The sequence below is a fragment of the Paenibacillus suaedae genome, assembly GCF_032337355.1.
GTDB classification, from domain to species: domain Bacteria; phylum Bacillota; class Bacilli; order Paenibacillales; family Paenibacillaceae; genus Paenibacillus_B; species Paenibacillus_B suaedae.
Genome location: NZ_JAVYAA010000002.1, coordinates 822,943 through 840,312, shown reverse-complemented (window position 1 = coordinate 840,312; position 17,370 = coordinate 822,943). Strand labels below are relative to the sequence as shown.

Below are 17,370 nucleotides of genomic sequence, written 5' to 3'. Positions count from 1 at the left end.
GTGAACAGACGTGTGCATCCTAATCCGCATCGACAAATTGATGAATGGAGAGCGATAAGGAGGGGGCTGGTTGAACAAGATGGTGCCTGCACAAAAGACTCCTGTTAAGGGGGATGTGAGCGGACGGGTCGGCCTTTCATGGAAGCGTAAGCGCCAGATCTTCATGTTCGTATTTACCGTACCTACGTTGTTATTTTTCTGTTTATTTATGATATATCCGATTTTTCACGGGCTATATTTCAGCTTCACAGATTGGTCGGGAGGATCGGAGACGAAGAACCTAATCGGTATTGATAATTATCGCGAATTAGCGAAAGATCCGATTATCGGGAAGGCTATTCTGAATGACTATTTCTTCGTATTCTGGAAAGTAGTTGGCATTGTTGGGCTGGGGGTCTTATTCGCGGTGCTGATGACTCGCTTTCGGATCCGTGGGAGCGGGTTTTTCCGCTCGGTGTTCTTTATCCCGAATATTCTGTCTGTCGTTGTCATTGGAGTGTTATGGAATTATATATATAACCCAAGCATCGGATTCTTGAATTCATTTTTGTCATTGTTCACGGCGGATAAGGTTCAGACGCCATGGCTTGGAGACCCAAATCTTGCGATGTGGATGCTGCTTCCTCCAGCAATATGGGCGGGTGTAGGATTCGTTATGATTCTAGTTATCGCAGGAATCTTGAACATTCCGAAGGATTTATATGAAGCGGCCAGCATCGATGGCGCTCAGGAATGGCAGCAGTTCTGGCGCATTACGATGCCGCTTACGTGGGAACAAATTAAAGTATCGATTTTATGGGTTGTGATGACGACGTTAAATGGATCATTTGTTATCGTATGGATGATGACCGAAGGTGGCCCGGATAATGCGACACAGGTCATGGGCTCGTACTTGTATCAGATGGGATTCCGCCAATTCCATTTCGGCTATGCTTCTGCGATAGGCGTACTTATTCTAATTCTGTCGCTCATTACGACGTTGGCGCTTCAACGGCTATTGCGCAGAGATGCAATTGAAATGGCTTAACTATTTCGACTGGAAAAGGAGAGGGCGGCCTATGGAATCCATGCAGCAATATCCTCGTAAGCGTTCTTATATGATGGTTAGAGCTTTGATGTATGCATTACTAGGGATATGGACGTTACTCGTCATTTATCCGCTGCTGTGGTCCATCCTTGGCTCGTTCAAGACGAATCAGCAGTTCCTGCTAAATGCGCCATGGAGCTTGCCGGAGTGGCCGTTTGAATGGGCTAATTTTACAACAGTATGGAACAACTATCACCTAGGAACGTACTTCATGAACTCGTTAATTGTTACGGTTGTAAGCACAGTGTTGGCTTTACTGCTTTCTTCAACGACATCATATATTATCGCTAGATTTCCGTTTCGCGGCAGCATGGCACTGTATAATCTATATTTGTCCAGCATGATGATTCCTCTTATTCTTGGATTGATACCGCTGTTTTTTCTACTTTCCAATCTGCATCTAGATAATTCTCTCCTTGGACTGATTCTTGTTTATACGGTGACTAATTTGCCTTTTGGTGTATTTGTACTCGTGGGATTTTTCCGTTCAATGCCTAAGGAATTGGATGAGGCAGCTTCCATCGATGGAAGCTCGCATTATGGGGTCTTCTTCCGTATTATGCTTCCACTTGCCAAGCCTGGACTCATCTCTGTCGGCATGATGAACGTGTTGAACATTTGGAACGAATATATTATTGGTACAGTGCTGGTGAACGATCCTGAGAAGTATACAATTCCTGTCGGCATCGCAATCATGCAGGCAGAGATGCAGTATCGGACAGAATGGGGGCCGTTATTCGCGGGATTGTTGCTCTCAATCATCCCTGTGCTGGTTTTATATATGATCTTCCAGAAGCAGATTACAAGCGGCATGATGGCCGGAGCGATAAAATAATGCAGCATCCTAGCAGCTAGGTAAGGGGAGCGGTGTTGCGAATGAAAATGATGACGTATATGCAGCAAATTGGTCGATCGCTGATGATTCCCATTGCAGTGCTTCCTGCAGCATCAATATTAGTGCGGATTGGAGATATCAAATCCAGTATTCCGTGGGTGGACGCAGCAGCAAGTGTATGTAAATTAGGCGGGAACGCCATTTTTGATCATATGCCGTTATTTTTTGCGATTGGGGTAGCGATCGGATTAACTTCAGGCCAAGGGGTTGCCGCTTTGGCTGCTGCTGTTGGATACTTCGTATTTACCAATGTCATGAAGCATTTCGAGAATGAAATTGCCCTCGATACCGGAGTGCTTGGCGGGATGCTGTGCGGCGCAATTGTAGCAATATTGTATAAGCGCTATCATGGCATTCGGCTGCCGGCAGCACTCGGCTTCTTCGGAGGCAAGCGCTTCATTCCGATCATCTCTTCACTGGTTATGGTCATTGTAGGAGTTGGAGCTGGTCTTATTTGGCCCGCGATTCAAGAGGCCATCCGTGATACAGGTACCAGTATCATGACCGCGAAGGGCTGGGGAGCGGGCTTGTATGGCTTGTTGAACCGATTGCTCATACCTACAGGATTGCATCATATACTGAACAATATTGCATGGTTTCAAATTGGAGAATATGTAACAGATGCAGGGGCGATAGTACGAGGGGATTTGTGGCGGTTCCATGCTGGCGATCCGACGGCGGGAACCTTTATGGCAGGTTTTTTCCCTGTTATGATGTTTGGATTGCCGGCTTACGCACTTGCAATCGTCCGCTCATCTCAATTGCAGGAACGCAAGCGTATCGCTTCGATTATGCTAACAGCTTCACTGACAAGCTTCCTGACCGGAATTACGGAACCGCTTGAATTCACGCTTATGCTGACGGCGCCTGTCCTCTACGGGATACATGCGTTGTACACTGGTTTAGCGCTCATGCTTGCAGATCTCATGGCCATACGAGCAGGGTTTGGATTTTCAGCGGGCTTTATCGATATGTTCATATCGTGGACGAGCGTAAAGGATACTTTGCTCTTACTGCTGCTTGGCGTCCTCTATTTTGGATTGTATTATGCGACTGCGACTATCGCCATCCGGATGTTTCATGTCCACGCACCTGGCCGAGAGGAGGATCGGGCGAGCGGGGCAACAAGCCCGAGCCCGACTGCTAGAACGCAAGATGATGCAGATGCTCTATTGGAACGGTTGCTTGGCTATATAGGAGGAATGGGGAATATTCGCTCTGTTGATGCGTGCATTACTCGACTACGGCTGCAGCTTGAAGATGAATCCAAGGTAGATGAAGTAGGAATTATGTGTCTTGGTGCATATGGTATGATGCGTGTAGCCAAGGGTCACATTCATATTGTGATGGGGACGGATTCGGAGCTGTTGCGGGAGAAGATTGAGCGAAGATTAAGTGTATCGGCATTTATTAACGGTTAGCGGGCACATTCTCAGTTATCCATCAGCTGGGCAGTTCGATTCTTGGAAGGGGAGAGCGGATGATTGAACGAAAGATTGTTCATGTCCTGTCGCATAATGTGGTAATGGCCAAACTATCCAATGGGAAGAACTCCATTGCCTTTGGCAAAGGGATAGGCTTTCAAAAAAAGCCTGGGATGGAGGTAGATGCAGCTGATATTAAACAGGAATTTTTGCTGCACACAACGGATGTGCTGGAGCATTACGAGCATATTCTGCATGCGGTTGATTTCAAGATTATTGGTGTGGTCGAAGAGGTCATCGCTTTCGCTCAGGGGCATTTAGAAGGGGATTTCTCGGAGACGATTCACTCTGCACTCGTTGATCATATTAATTTAGCGATTGAACGCTGCAAGCGCGGGCTTGTCATCAGCAACCCGTTTATGTTCGAAATTCAGCACTTGTATCGAGATGAATACCGAGTGGCAGAACGAGCGATTGACTATTTGAATGATCAGCTGAAAGTGAACTTGCCTCAAGATGAGGTTGCCTTTTTGGCTATGCATTTCCACGGTGCACGAAGGGGCGGTAAGGGCAATAAGTCAGTTGCAGAATTGAAGATGATATCGAGGGTACTGGAGGAAGGAAAGAATTTTGGGATAGACTTTGACGAATCACTTTCTACAGTCCTGTTCATCGGACATCTGAAGGGACTCATAGATCGGGTACGGGCAGGGAAGACACTAAATAATCCGCTTCTCGTTCAGATTCGTGAAGAATATGAAGAAGCCTACGAGAAGGCTGTGTTATTAGCAGGTTGGATTGCAGAAGGGCTGGAGAAGACGGTTCCACCCGAAGAAATCGGATTTCTTACAATGCATTTGGAACGGCTTGTTCAACGGAAAAATGTAAGTATATGAAATGTGATTTTGCTTGCAGCGATGACAAGAACATACAGAATGAAAAAAGGGGGGCGTCCCAAGTCTTTTTAGACTTTTGGGACACCCCCTTCTGTATAAATTTCTCAGTTATTGACCTGGACGGCAGGAGAGGAAGTAGATTCTCCTGCACTATTTGTAGCAGTCACGTAATACCATCCGCCTGGTGTCAAGGTAATCAACTCAAAGTCCGTTGACGTTGACGAGCCGATGCGTTCGTAAGAGCCGTTCTGGCTCGCACTATAATAGATATAATATTCACTTGGATTGTTGGACGCAGCCTTCCAAGAGAGACGCACGCCCATGTCCGTTAGTGCCGTCTTCAGTCCATTTGGTGCATCAGGTACTTGAGCAGCAGCCCGTTGCGGTTCCTGTTCGCTGCCGTTGTCGACTTCATGACTGCTCTCCTCTCTACCTGAATTGCTGCTCCCTGATTCTGTTGGATCATTGGAACCCGGCGTAGGCGTTACCTCTGTGCCAGCTCCTGAACCATTAGAGCCCCACTGTACAATCTCCGATGGGATCGATTCATGACCGCCCACGTCGACAGCTGTTACATAGAAGCTGTACTGCTTGTTACCTGATACATAGCCAGTGAAACTCGTCTCTTCTCCGGTCAGAACGGTTCCGCTCTGTTGTTGGTAAGCGCCGCCGCCCATTGATCGATACAGACGGTATCCTACAACATCGGATTCTGGATTGCGCGAGAAGGTGATGCGAACGGCATCGCTCTTCAAGGCAGCGATTCGAACGCTCCGTGGTGCAGAAGGTGCCTTGCCGTCATCCTTGCGCGGATCGACCTTCGCAGGCGCGTCGTTGTTAGCATCTTCTGGCAAGTAATCCGAAAAAGAGCGTCGATTGCTGCTGGATGAGAGATGCCCCAGCGCTTTCTTCAATTCCTCCACGAGCACTTGAATCGGCTTCTCGCGTTTCAGCACTACTTTCTCACCGATCATATCGGCAGGAGTGCTGTCCTGTGGAATATAGTTGACGCCGTCATAGGTGATGTACTTCATGTGAACAAGCGCGTCTTCCTCGGTTTTCGGCACATATTTACGGTTAAAAATGTCCGTGACGAATTTGCCGCCGAGTCTCGTTAACTCATTCGGAAGCTTGCCGCTATAACCAGACACAGTCATGCTCACGATACCGTCAGGGCGTGTGAACTCCTTCGTGTGGAGCAAATTAGGCTTGGCCTTGTTCACCTCATTCATCACCTTCGACCAGATCTCTGTTGAGCGTGAACGAGCGTCGCGGTTCAGTACATGAATCGGCTTGTCGTAACCGACCCATACACCCATCGTGACATCTGGTGTCGAGCCGATGAACCACGTATCCGCATAGTTCTGGGTTGATCCGGTCTTGGCCGCAACCTCAACTTTCCCGTAGAGATCAAATTCGCCTCTCACGCGGCGCCCGGTACCTCTGGAATCCGTAATGACGGATTTCATCATATCAGTCATCAGGTATGCGCTTTGCTTCGAGACAACTGCTTGCGGATCTTCCTTGTGTTGATACACGATATTGCCATTGGAATCTACAATCTTGCTAATTAAGTACGCATCGTTGAATACGCCCTGATTGGCAATTGCTCCGAACGCGTTCGTAATTTCTTCAACCGTTACTCCATACCGCAAGCCGCCGATGACGCCAGTCTGCGCGTAATAATCTTCAGGCTGAATGGTCGTGATGCCGAGCTTCTGTACGAAGTCCAGTGCCTTCTTCACACCGAGCTTCTCAATATAGATCTTGAGCGCCGGCAAGTTGAGCGATTGACTTAATGCGCTCCGAGCAGTAACAAGACCTTGATAGCGTCCGTTGGCGTTGCCTGGAATGTGGTAACCCTTGGAGCCATCCTTGAGTACAATTGGAGCATCGTCCAATATGGATGCGGGTTGAATTAACCCTTGATCCAGTGCCGGCAAGTAAGCTGCGAGCGGCTTCATTGTCGAGCCAGGCTGCTTCAGCATCTGCGTGGCGAAGTTCATCTGCTCGATCTTGAAGTCGCGACCTTCGATCATGCCAAGAATGGCACCTGTTCTATGGTCGACCATCAGCGATGCTACCTGTTCAACACCCTTCGTCTTGCTGTCAGGGGAGAAGTTATCAGGATTAGCAGAGACTCGCTTCATTGCATCATATATTTTCTTATCAATGGTGGTATACACGAGATAACCGCCGCGAAGCAGCTGCTCGCGTGCCGACTGCAGCATTTCGTTGTTCTCGCGCTTGCGCAAGTCTGCCTTCGTAAGTCCAGGATTCTGCTGAAGTACGAGTACTTCTGCTGCGGCACGTTCTGTTTCCATCATCAGATATGGATATGTAGCGTATGCCTTCTCCCGAGGCTGGGCAATTGATTTGCGAATATCAAACGCCAGCGCTTCATTATATTGCTGCATCGTAATTTTATTTTCTTCAAGCATTCGCTTGAGAACAAGCTTCTGCCGTTCAATTGCGCGTGCAATCCCTTTTTCATTGACTTCACCTTTACCGGTAAAGGCCGAGTAAGCGGATGGAAGCTGTGGAAGGCCTGCAAGATACGCTGATTGGGCGATGTTCAACTTGCTCAGATTATCAATATTAAAAATACCTTTTGCTGCTGCTTTAATTCCGTATAAGTTGTAGCCTGTTGAACCGTTGCCGAAAGGAACCTTATTCAAGTATGCAACAATAATTTCATCTTTGGACAATACACGCTCCATACGCATGGAGAGCAGTATTTCCTTCGCTTTACGACTGTCGGTACGATCCAAATTCAAAAATACACGTCTTGCCAATTGCTGAGTAAGCGTACTGCCGCCTGTCTGCACAGATTGATTCATTACTTTCTGTACAACAGCCCGAGACAGTCCGCGAATATCAACGCCCATATGCTCATAGAATCGATTGTCTTCAATCGCAACAAGGGCATCAATGACGGATTGGGGGATATCTTTTAATGAGACGGGACGACGATCCTCTTCGGTTCGAAGCTGTCCGATCGGATTGCCGTCATTAAAAAAAGCGAATCCGGTTATGGCATTCTCCTGAATCTTCTGCTGAATCATTTCTCGTGGGCGAACCGGTTCGTCCTTGACTAAGGACGTTACATAACCGAGACCAGCGCCACCAGCAAATAAGCCGCATAGCAGGCCGAACAGCATGAGCCACTTCATAACGGACCATATCGTACGGCCAATCGACCTCTTGCGTGCTGGTCTTTTGCCGCTTTCCGTCACTTTCTCCTCAACCATGCATTATTTCCTCCTTAGTAATTGCAGCGCTTTCCATTATACCATAAAAGTGAGAGGAAAAAGAGCGTCCGTTATCGCATTTCCTGATGATAATATAGCAGGAAAAATAAAAAAATCGCCTCCCGCTAGGGAAGGCGATTGTGGTGTCGCTTCTATGCGATAGAGCGAATCTTATCGGCTGTAGAACTCGACGATTTGCTTTTCATCGATGTCTTGGGACAACTCGCCGCGCTCAGGCAAACGTACGAATTTACCTTCCATAGCAGCTTCGTTGAACTCCATGTATCCTGCCAAGTGATGACGGCCTTCAAGAGCTTCCTTGATCACTTTCAAGTTACGGCTTCTTTCGCGCAAGCCGATTACATCACCAGGAGATACGAGGTAAGACGCGATGTCTACTTTCTTGCCGTTTACAGTCACGTGACCGTGAGCTACCAATTGGCGAGCACCTGCACGGGAGTTGGAAAAGCCAAGACGGTATACCAAGTTGTCCAAGCGGCTTTCGAGCAAGAACATGAAGTTCTCACCAGCGATACCTGGCAATTTGGATGCGCGGTTGAACAGTGTGCGGAATTGCTTCTCGCCCAAACCGTACATGTGGCGCAATTTTTGTTTTTCTTGCAATTGAACACCGTAGCCGCTCAATTTTTTGCGTTGTCCTGGACCATGTTGTCCTGGAGGATACGCGCGCTTCAATTCTTTACCAGTACCGCTCAAGGAAATTCCAAGACGACGGCTCAATTTAAATTTAGGACCTGTGTAACGTGCCATGTTATATTGACTCCTTCTCAATCAAAATTATCGTTAGATTGTGGGGTGTCATTGCGTCGAAATCATCCTATGCTTTCCGATAATTCGGTCAGCTCCGACTCAGGTTTTCAGCCGCTGCCTAGTCGGTGATGATTATCGTGAGGGTGACACAACAGTTTCGCCCATATACATCACATAATATTATAAGATAGAGTACGCTCCTGTCAAGCTATATAATCAAATTGAGTTAGAATTTGATTTCTAGTTAGATCTTTTGGCATGGTTCAAATGGACCAAAAAAATAGAATTGGTTTTCGGGATATAGTACATTTTAATTGCAAAATCATGTATGATAGAAATTGAACAACCTTTCGAAAATGAAGGAGAAGAGGATGACGGAACGTCAACTTCCACAATACACAACTGAATTTGAACCCATAAAGACAGAGACAGAGGATTGCCAAGATCCTGCTCCTGTCGACGAAGAATTGGCATTAGAAGGATGGCTGCTTCAGCGTGACGTGACGACGCATGATTTCCCTTATATTGGCTCGCAATTGCAATCCGCATATCGCGCATGGCTGAAGGATATGCCGTATGAAGCCATTTCTATAATTGGAAGCAGTGCGATTTACGATTATGCTGGAGGATGGTTGGCAGGGGATGAGTCACTGCATGCGGATAGCAGGATAAGTATAGCGTTGAATGAATGCTTGCAAGAACGAACCAAGACAACAGCAGCTATAGACAATGGACAGTTGGTTATCTGCCCGCTGCAGACACGCGAGGGGCAAAATGTATTCGCAGCCGTTGCTTACAAGCTGTCGGCAGCTATGTCGAGTGGAGCCATGACAGCGCTGGAGGCGTGGACACACGCGCTTCGCTCGCAGTTCTACCTTGCATTCGAATATACATTTATTAAGGAACTTATGTACACTCAGCGCATTGTTGAACGAGAATACAAACGCAGAGATGTTCTATATAATGTGGTGCGTCACATGCATGATCGAATTGATGTTGATGCGGTGCTGACGCAAATAATGGAAAGTGTAGAGCGGCTTGTGCCGGAATCGAGCATTGAAGTGTATCTATCACAGGATCACCATAGTGTGAACCCGAAGGTGAAGACACTCGTGTTCAAGTCTTGGGGCGATCCGATTGTCATGCAGGCATTTATGAAGGGAGAGCTGTGCTACGGCCGGACGCAAGAGGGTCACACCGAAGTTGCTTTTGCGCTTTGCGGCAAGCAGGGCTCGTACGGCGTACTGAAAGTCTGCTTCCCATACGAGGAACCAGATCCTTCTGACGTACAGCTCATTCAACTCGTGGTCGAGACAGCAGGTACGGCATTTGAAAATGCGCGCCTTCATGAACAGGCCAATGAGGTCATTCAAGAGCTTCGCTTCATTAATGACTTGACGAAACGAATTAATCAGAGCTTGAGGTTGCGGGACGTATTCCGGGATGCGACGCACGAATTGCTCCGAGTATTCGGGGCTGAGTTCTGTGTACTGCTGCAGCTCAATGCTGAGAAGAACCGCTTTGAGGTTGTATCCTGCAACCTCGAAGAATTTGATGGTGCTCATATGCCAGCGGATGAAGGATTGTTCGGCTACATGATCTCATTGCGCGAGCCAATTATTGTCTCAGACAGCAAGGAACAGAGCCCTACATCCATGCACTTCTTTGAAAAGCTTGGACTGCGCTCTGTGATTGCTGCACCGTTATTTGGCGGAGGTGAGCTGGTTGGAATTGTCGTGCTGGCAGACAAGCGGCCGCAGTTCTTTACGTATGAGAATTTGAAACTGTTGCAAATGCTTGCCACTCATATCGGCCTTGCGATTGCCAATGCCACCTTGCATGCTAGGGTAAAGCATCTTGCCAACAAAGATCAGCTGACTGGTCTCTATGCTCGGCATTATTTGGATAAGCAGATTGATCGGTTGCAAAAAAACGACTTTTGCGGTTCATTGATTGTAGCGGATATCGATTACTTTAAACAGATTAACGACTCGTATGGCCATCAAATTGGCGATAAAATCTTGAACCAAGTCAGCCGGATTATTCGTACTTCAATTCGGGAGACTGATATTGCAGCTCGTTGGGGCGGTGAAGAGCTTGCAATTTATTTGCCGCAGTTGACCCTGCCCCAAACACTACGGGTGGCTGAACGCATACGAGCCCGGGTTGCGAACGAGACAGACCCGCGGGTAACAGTCTCATGCGGCATCGCGGACTGGAACTGGCAGGATGAGAAGATCAGTGTTGAATCCCTGTTCTACCGTGCGGATGTCGCCTTATATGAAGCGAAGCATGGCGGCCGCAATCAGATTCAAATGAGCAAGAAGGAGCAGTAAGCATCATTTTGATGCGCCGCATAATTCCAAAACAGACGTGACACGCTAAAAGAGGCAGGAATGCAAATTCCGACCTCTTTTTTTTGTTCATTTACAGTGGAGGTGACTTAATGACCATAGCACGATCAACATTACGGGAGAAGCGGCGCCGTGTCATATGGATGGCAACTTTGCTGATTGTTGCCCTTATTGCTCATGGATGTTCGATTGCAGACCATACTCCTCCTGATGTATTGCTCGATAGAGCGCTCAATGGAATGGTAGGCAAGGATCAGTTCCGCTTTCAGGGCATGGCCGAAATCCGAACAGGCAAAGATAAACTGCTAGCCAAGCAGCTGCGATACGAGGGAGAAATTCAACAGCATAAGGGTACCCATATGCGAATCAGTCCTCAAGCGGAGCAGACAACGACCGAGAGCAGATGGAATCCTCTGCGACAATTGGAAGAGCTTCGAATCGATGGGGCGAAGCGGGTGAAGCTGCTGACGGATTCTGATCCAGTTGTTCAGACGCATGCTGGGTTGCCCAACCAAATGCGTGTAATGAGCATCGATGCGAAGCAGCGGGCAGACCTGATTCCATTGCAAATCGTAATCGGTGCAGATCAGGCAAAGCGTCTGTATACCAAACAATTGGTTGAAGATTACGAACGGCTGATTACACCGAACGTGCAGCTGCAACAAATGAAGGGCAGCATGTCGCAGGCTGATGAGCAGAAGCTTCAGAAGGAGTTAGCAGTTCTTGCTGCCCAAGGCCGCAAGGAGCTCCATGCAAGACTGGAGGATGCAGCGGTGCAGGCGAAGTATGTCGTGTGGGTGAATAAGCGAGATTCACTCCCTGCCTATGTCGAAGGTTGGATAACGTCATCCTATAAGGAGCAAGGGGAACCGAGAGAGGAATTGGTTCACATGCAGTCTCAATTTATTTATGAGTAGAAGTCTGCTGTACCGTGCAGGAACACGCTGACTCTGCATGATCATCGTGATACAATGATAATCGTAAGTTCATGTTAACCGATCGAGGAGGAACCATAGGATGAAAGACCCAAGAATAGAACAGCTTGCGAAAAACTTGGTTGGATACTCAGTTGATGTACAGCCAGGGGAAAATATCCTTGTAGAGATGATTGGATCTGAGCGTGAATTGGTTAAGTGTATAGTGGATGAGATTGCTAAGCGCGGCGGTCGTCCATTTGTACAGCTGACGGATCGTTCTGTACTGCGTTCGCTTCTCTTGAATGCAACGAAAGAGCAGATGGAGACATGGAAAGAGTATGATCTGCTTCGGATGCAGAATATGCAGGGATACATTGGAATCCGTGCTGGTGAGAATGCGAACGAATTGGCCGATGTGCCAAAAGATAAGATGGCGTTGTACGAATCGATCTATTCCCATCCAGTACATATGGAAGAACGCGTTAAACGTACGAAATGGGTCGTGCTTCGCTATCCGAATGCCTCCATGGCTCAGCTGGCGAACACGTCGACAGAAGCATTTGAGGACTTCTACTTCAATGTTTGCAACTTGGACTACTCCAAGATGGATGCTGCGATGGATTCCTTGAAAAACTTGATGGATCGTACAGACAAGGTGCGCTTGGTCGGGCCAGGAACAGATCTCAGCTTCTCCATCAAGAACATTGGTTCTGTCAAATGCTCCGGACAACGGAACATTCCAGACGGAGAAGTGTACACGGCTCCAATGCGTGATTCGGTGAATGGCACTTTGTCCTACAACACACCGTCCATCTATAACGGGTTCACATTCGAGAACGTGAAATTCCGTTTTGAGAACGGTAAAATTGTGGAGGCAACAAGCAATGATACGGATCGCTTGAACGAAATCTTGGATTCGGATGAAGGTGCTCGCCACATCGGTGAATTTGCAATTGGCGTCAATCCGTATATTTTACACCCGATGAAGGACATTCTGTTCGATGAGAAGATTGCAGGCAGCATTCATTTCACACCGGGGCAAGCCTACGATACTGCTGATAACGGCAATCGCTCATCCATCCACTGGGACCTGGTTCTGATCCAGCGTCCAGAGTACGGCGGCGGCGAAATGTACTTTGACGATGTGCTTGTTCGCAAAGACGGCCGCTTTGTTATTCCAGAGCTGGAATGCTTGAACCCTGAACATTTGAAGTAGTCTATATTTGCCTGCTTCATCTGATGGATTTCACCTTGCGCCCAGCCTCTTATTCACGGTATGATGGAAGCGTATAAATTAGATGTGATTTACTGAGACGGAGGGATTTCAATGTCTAATAACACGGCAATTGTGGAAATCTCGCAAACAGCGAACAAATTCAGATCTTCGATTGTGTTACAAGCCGACAACAAATACATTGACGTAAAAAGTATTCTTGGTTTGTTCACGACACTCGTTGGCAATCAAGCGTATGAACTGCATGTTCATGGACCGGATGTAGACGAAGCGAAAGTAGCTATGTCTGAAGTATTCGAGAAGCATGGTCTGAATGTAACTGTTGTAGCCGAATAATTCGGATCGAGAATTGGGGGGTCGGGACGTATTGTCTCGGCTCTTCTTTCTTTTGGACAAGCACTTTCTGCTTAATATTGAAATACGCTGTTATTTTTTTGCTCTCTCAAGTTTTTCTCTATGAGATGGCAATTATGCTGACCATGCAAGGCGTCGCTTCACTTTGGTACAGGGAATTGCAGGTGGAAAAGTGCGCATTGTCACACAGAAGTTCGCGGTGCATCTTGTGTTACAGGTCATGATCGTCTAATATTAGAAATAGAACAAACGTGACTTCGGGTCATAGGGGGGAAATCAGGCATGTCTTCGTCGGATGTGGTACAACAGATCAATGATAAAGCGCTCGCTCTGCTTGAAGATGATGCGCATCAAATAGAGAAACTCATTCAAGTTCAAATGGAGAACTTGGCGACGCGTTACTGCCCTCTCTATGAGGAAGTGCTAGATACGCAAATGTATGGTTTTTCTAGACAGGTGGATTTTGCAGTTAGAGCGGGATTGGTAGAAGAGACTGTCGGACGTATGCTGGTCAGCAGATTAGAGCGGAATCTTGCTGTACTGTATGAAGCATTGAACAAAGAAGAGAAATAAGATGAATGAAATTGCTCAGTGCGTTAACGACTGAATACAAAGAAAGCTTGGGACAAGTCCCAAGCTTTTTGTGTTTTGTTGGCAAATGGAAGGAAGGGGACAACGGCAAGCTGTTTCCATACACGAATCATGAATCAGAACGCCTATACGAGGTAAAAAGATACGCCAAGAATAATATACACAGCGAGCAGCAGCAGTCCTTCGTACCAATTTGTACGTCCATCCTGAGAAATCGACTTCGCAATAAAGACAGAGACCGCAATGGCCACCATTTCAATGGTTGTAAATACGATGTCCATCGTTTGCCCGAAGAGAGCACTGACAAATACGAGTACTGGTGCTACGAACAGAGCAATTTGCAAGCTGCTGCCGATTGCAATCTCGACAGCTGCGCCGATTTTATTCTTCATCGCCATCATGACTGCTGCGCTATGCTCTGCGGCGTTACCGACGATTGCAATAACGAATGCGCCCACGAACAGTTCGGATAAGCCGAATTGTGCGGTGAACGAATCAAGGGTGCCAACCAGCCATTCACTCACGAATGCGACCATAACCGTAGCTAGGAGCAGGAATGCGATAGACTTTGATTTTGACCAAGCTGGCTCTTCTTCTGCCTGTTCCTCGCCAACCGCTGATTCATCGGTGAGCAGGTCCTTATGGGTAATCATAGAGAACACGAGCCAGAGCAAGTAAGCAGCGATCAATACGCCGGCAACAATGAGACTGAGCGTCTTCGTGCCTTCTGCACTAATCGAATGAGTGGTGAAAAATGCGGCAGGCACGAATAAGGCAATCACAGCAAGCAGCATCAGAGAACCGTTCATGCCTGCAAGCTCGATGTTGAACCGCTGCACCTTGTATTTTAAGCCCCCTACAAATAAGCTAAGCCCCAATACAAGCAGTAAGTTGCCGATAATCGCACCAGTCAAGCTGGCCTTGACCATGTCGAACAATCCTTCCCGAACAAGGAAGATTGCGATGATGAGCTCAGCTGCATTGCCGAAGGTTGCATTAAGGAAGCCACCGAGCCGCTGGCCTGCGTAGTGGGATACACTCTCTGTGGCCCGTCCAAGAAAGCCGGCGACGAAAATAATCGCGACTGCGGAGATGACGAATTGCAATGTCATATTCCAGTGAAGGTAATGACCTACCCCGCTAAGGACGAATGTGGTGCACAAAAGCGCAAAAAACAATCGGTTGCGCAAACCGATCACTCCTAACGTTCATAAGGTATGGGGCAAAACATCTGATATTTAATATAGCGAACTGATTTTCGTTTGTAAACTATGCCAATTGATCCATATCGTCGGTGCGAATTGAATCTGATTCGAGTTGAATAACACTGTTTGCTTTCATGTTCAAAAATCGACTACAATATAAGGGAGACAGAAAGGAGGATGACGATGGCTGAGGAACAATTGAACACGCAGGAAGGTAACATTCGGATATCCGACGATGTCGTCGCCACAATCGCTGGTCTTGCTGCGCTTGAAACTCCAGGTATTGCTGCTATGTCAGGCGGACTGTCCGAAGGCTGGGCGAAGCGATTGAGCGGCAAGAATGTACAAAAGGGTGTATCTGTAGAGGTAGGCCAAGTGGAAGCCGCTATAGATCTACGAGTGATTGTCATGTATGGCATGCCAATTCAGGAAGTGTGCCGCCAGTTGCAATTAAACGTCCGCGAAGCGGTTCAGAATATGACCGGACTAGGCGTCGTTGAAATTAATGTTAAGGTTGAGGGCGTCGCATTTAAAGATGAGGAACTGGAAGAGATCCAGCGAATCAGTAAATAGGCACTTATGCTTGCATGCACACCACGAAAAAAAAGACTACACGGACCTAAGAGGCCGGTAGTCTTTTTTGGTTGTTCGCTCGCGGGAATTCGGCAAGCTCCCAATTGGCTTCTTATCATGATTCATCCGATTCGCCTCGCGTGACACACTGAGCAATATGCCGATACTCGCCATCGTAATGAGCAGCGAGGAACCGCCATAACTGATGAGTGGAAGCGTGACACCGGTTATCGGGATCGTTCTCGTTACGCCTCCGATGTTAATGAAGGCTTGAACGGCGATAATCCCAACGATGCCGACACTAACAAGTGTCCCGTACGTATCTGGACACCGGAGAGCGATCATGATGCCGCGCCAGATGAACATCAAATAAACGATCAGGAATATGCTTGTTCCGATAAAGCCCCATTCCTCGGCGATGATAGCGAAGATGAAGTCATTATACGGGTAGGGCAGATAGAGCAGCTTCTGGATGCTCTGACCGAACCCAGCGCCAGTCCATCCGCCATGAGCGATCGCCTTCAACGATTGCAGGAGATTATAACTGGTATTCTGCGAATCGTGAAAAGGGTCGAGCCAGGACTGGATGCGGGCGAATTGATATCCGTCCGTCAGCTTCCCGGGCGATAACAAAAAATGCAATCCTAGAACGACAATCACACCTGTCAGTCCTACCAACAGGCAATTCATGATGTGCTTCAGGTTGGCTCCGCCTGCAATGACGATTACACCGGCGCAGAAGGCTAGAATCATGGCAGACCCAAAGTCGGGCTGCAGCATGATCAGGCCGACAACGAAGCCGACGATAATCATGACAGGGAAGAGCCCTTTTTTGAAATCTCGAAATTTCTCGCCCTTCTTGGTAATTAAGGCGGCCAGGTACAGAACAATTGATATCTTAGCCAGCTCTGCCGGCTGTACCCCAATGGTACTTCCGATGCCGAACCAGCTTCGCGCCCCGTTTCGTTCTTGTCCTATATAAGGAACGAGCATTAGCATTATAATCGTAACAATAAATAAAGGGATAAATAACTTTTTATACATCCTGTACGGGATATTCATTGCAATGAGCATTGCGATGAATCCAAGTCCAGCCCACATGAGCTGACGCTTGCCGAAGTAAAGTGCATCATGGTTGTATAAAGCAGAAACGGCAGCCAGACTAGAACTCGCACTATATACCATGACGACACCGAATCCTACTAGCAATAACGTAAGCACGAGCAAGGTGAAATCCGGCGTGCCTTTGGCTGGTGGAGACGGGGTATCTCGTTTCATGGGTTTATATGTTGTTCTACTCAAATGAGAACCACTACGCGCTAAGCGCTTCCTTCAATTGATGCAGGCGTTGGGTAGCAGTGTTGAGCTGTGCTTGCGGAATGGGTGTTTCGTAATCCAATCCGTGCGGGAAAGACGCACGTCCCATGTAGACCGCTTCGATTGCCAGAATCGCATCTGGCTTCTCCAGCTTGCCTTCCTTCACCCGTGTGTTAATACGCAAATAATAGTCTTCGCTGCCTGCTTCCAGTTTCAAGTCGTATGTAGCACGGTAATACTCCCATTGGCCGCGAAAGAAACCGAGCTTCTCCATTGCTTCATCAAGATAAGCAAGGTCGGATTCAAGCCCGATCAGGCCAGAATTTTCGATTATCATGTACCACTTTCCTCCTTCGAGTTCTCGTCTACCTTGTAAGTACAACCATCTTTACTCTCTACCATGATAGTATGTTTCCTACGCTTGCGCAAGACACCTCTAGCAGGAGCGGATATGGCTCCATATTTCAGGCAGAATCATGCAAAGATGTCTACGAAAGAATG

Annotated in this window: 15 protein-coding genes; 10 read left to right on the top strand and 5 right to left on the bottom strand. The window is 47.6% G+C overall.

Annotated elements, in window-relative coordinates:
- Positions 1-79: 79 nt before the first annotated feature.
- Genes RQP50_RS11605 through RQP50_RS11590 form a run of 4 tightly spaced genes read left to right on the top strand, consistent with a single transcriptional unit; the run spans position 80 to position 4,302 of the window.
- On the top strand, positions 80-1,027 hold the full coding sequence (locus RQP50_RS11605; RefSeq protein ID WP_315745752.1) for a carbohydrate ABC transporter permease: 948 nt from the start codon (positions 80-82) through the stop codon (positions 1,025-1,027).
- Positions 1,028-1,067: 40 nt separating this feature from the next.
- On the top strand, positions 1,068-1,922 hold the full coding sequence (locus RQP50_RS11600; RefSeq protein WP_072728988.1) for a carbohydrate ABC transporter permease: 855 nt from the start codon (positions 1,068-1,070) through the stop codon (positions 1,920-1,922).
- Between the two features lie 41 nt (positions 1,923-1,963).
- On the top strand, positions 1,964-3,403 hold the full coding sequence (locus tag RQP50_RS11595; protein ID WP_315745593.1) for a PTS transporter subunit EIIC: 1,440 nt from the start codon (positions 1,964-1,966) through the stop codon (positions 3,401-3,403).
- Positions 3,404-3,462: 59 nt separating this feature from the next.
- Positions 3,463-4,302, top strand: coding sequence for a PRD domain-containing protein (locus RQP50_RS11590; protein ID WP_072728837.1), 840 nt, complete (start codon positions 3,463-3,465; stop codon positions 4,300-4,302).
- Between the two features lie 104 nt (positions 4,303-4,406).
- Here the strand turns inward: RQP50_RS11590 and RQP50_RS11585 are convergent, their stop codons facing one another.
- On the bottom strand, positions 4,407-7,553 hold the full coding sequence (locus RQP50_RS11585; protein WP_072728836.1) for a penicillin-binding protein 1A: 3,147 nt from the start codon (positions 7,551-7,553) through the stop codon (positions 4,407-4,409).
- Positions 7,554-7,724: 171 nt separating this feature from the next.
- Positions 7,725-8,324 (bottom strand): 30S ribosomal protein S4, encoded by a 600-nt coding sequence (rpsD, locus tag RQP50_RS11580; RefSeq protein WP_021256682.1) that lies wholly within the window; start codon positions 8,322-8,324, stop codon positions 7,725-7,727.
- Positions 8,325-8,695: 371 nt separating this feature from the next.
- Here rpsD and RQP50_RS11575 point away from each other — a divergent pair, with 371 nt between their 5' ends.
- From RQP50_RS11575 to RQP50_RS11555, 5 genes are all read left to right on the top strand, one after another.
- Positions 8,696-10,660, top strand: a complete 1,965-nt coding sequence (locus tag RQP50_RS11575; protein WP_315745592.1) for a GGDEF domain-containing protein — start codon at positions 8,696-8,698, stop codon at positions 10,658-10,660.
- 110 nt (positions 10,661-10,770) lie between these two features.
- Positions 10,771-11,595, top strand: coding sequence for a hypothetical protein (locus RQP50_RS11570; RefSeq protein WP_021256680.1), 825 nt, complete (start codon positions 10,771-10,773; stop codon positions 11,593-11,595).
- 100 nt (positions 11,596-11,695) lie between these two features.
- Positions 11,696-12,811 carry an aminopeptidase gene (locus tag RQP50_RS11565; protein ID WP_315745591.1) on the top strand — a complete coding sequence of 372 codons (1,116 nt, stop codon included), beginning with the start codon at positions 11,696-11,698 and terminating at the stop codon, positions 12,809-12,811.
- 111 nt (positions 12,812-12,922) lie between these two features.
- Positions 12,923-13,165, top strand: coding sequence for an HPr family phosphocarrier protein (locus tag RQP50_RS11560; RefSeq protein WP_021256678.1), 243 nt, complete (start codon positions 12,923-12,925; stop codon positions 13,163-13,165).
- 300 nt (positions 13,166-13,465) lie between these two features.
- Complete coding sequence (locus RQP50_RS11555; RefSeq protein ID WP_065290268.1) at positions 13,466-13,756, top strand: YlaN family protein; 291 nt, start codon at positions 13,466-13,468, stop codon at positions 13,754-13,756.
- Between the two features lie 143 nt (positions 13,757-13,899).
- Here the strand turns inward: RQP50_RS11555 and cax are convergent, their stop codons facing one another.
- Positions 13,900-14,964, bottom strand: coding sequence for a calcium/proton exchanger (gene cax, locus RQP50_RS11550; protein WP_315745590.1), 1,065 nt, complete (start codon positions 14,962-14,964; stop codon positions 13,900-13,902).
- A gap of 198 nt (positions 14,965-15,162) precedes the next feature.
- Between cax and RQP50_RS11545 the strand changes: the two genes are divergently transcribed.
- Positions 15,163-15,552: an Asp23/Gls24 family envelope stress response protein gene (locus tag RQP50_RS11545; RefSeq protein ID WP_021256675.1), complete on the top strand. Its 390-nt coding sequence runs from the start codon at positions 15,163-15,165 to the stop codon at positions 15,550-15,552.
- Positions 15,553-15,588: 36 nt separating this feature from the next.
- Here the strand turns inward: RQP50_RS11545 and ftsW are convergent, their stop codons facing one another.
- Together ftsW and RQP50_RS11535 are read right to left on the bottom strand one after the other, a co-directional pair.
- A complete protein-coding gene (gene ftsW / locus RQP50_RS11540) occupies positions 15,589-16,830 on the bottom strand; it encodes a putative lipid II flippase FtsW (RefSeq protein WP_072728832.1) in 1,242 nt (413 codons plus the stop codon).
- A 34-nt stretch (positions 16,831-16,864) separates the two neighbouring features.
- Complete coding sequence (locus RQP50_RS11535) at positions 16,865-17,206, bottom strand: YugN family protein (protein WP_021256673.1); 342 nt, start codon at positions 17,204-17,206, stop codon at positions 16,865-16,867.
- Positions 17,207-17,370: the final 164 nt, after the last annotated feature.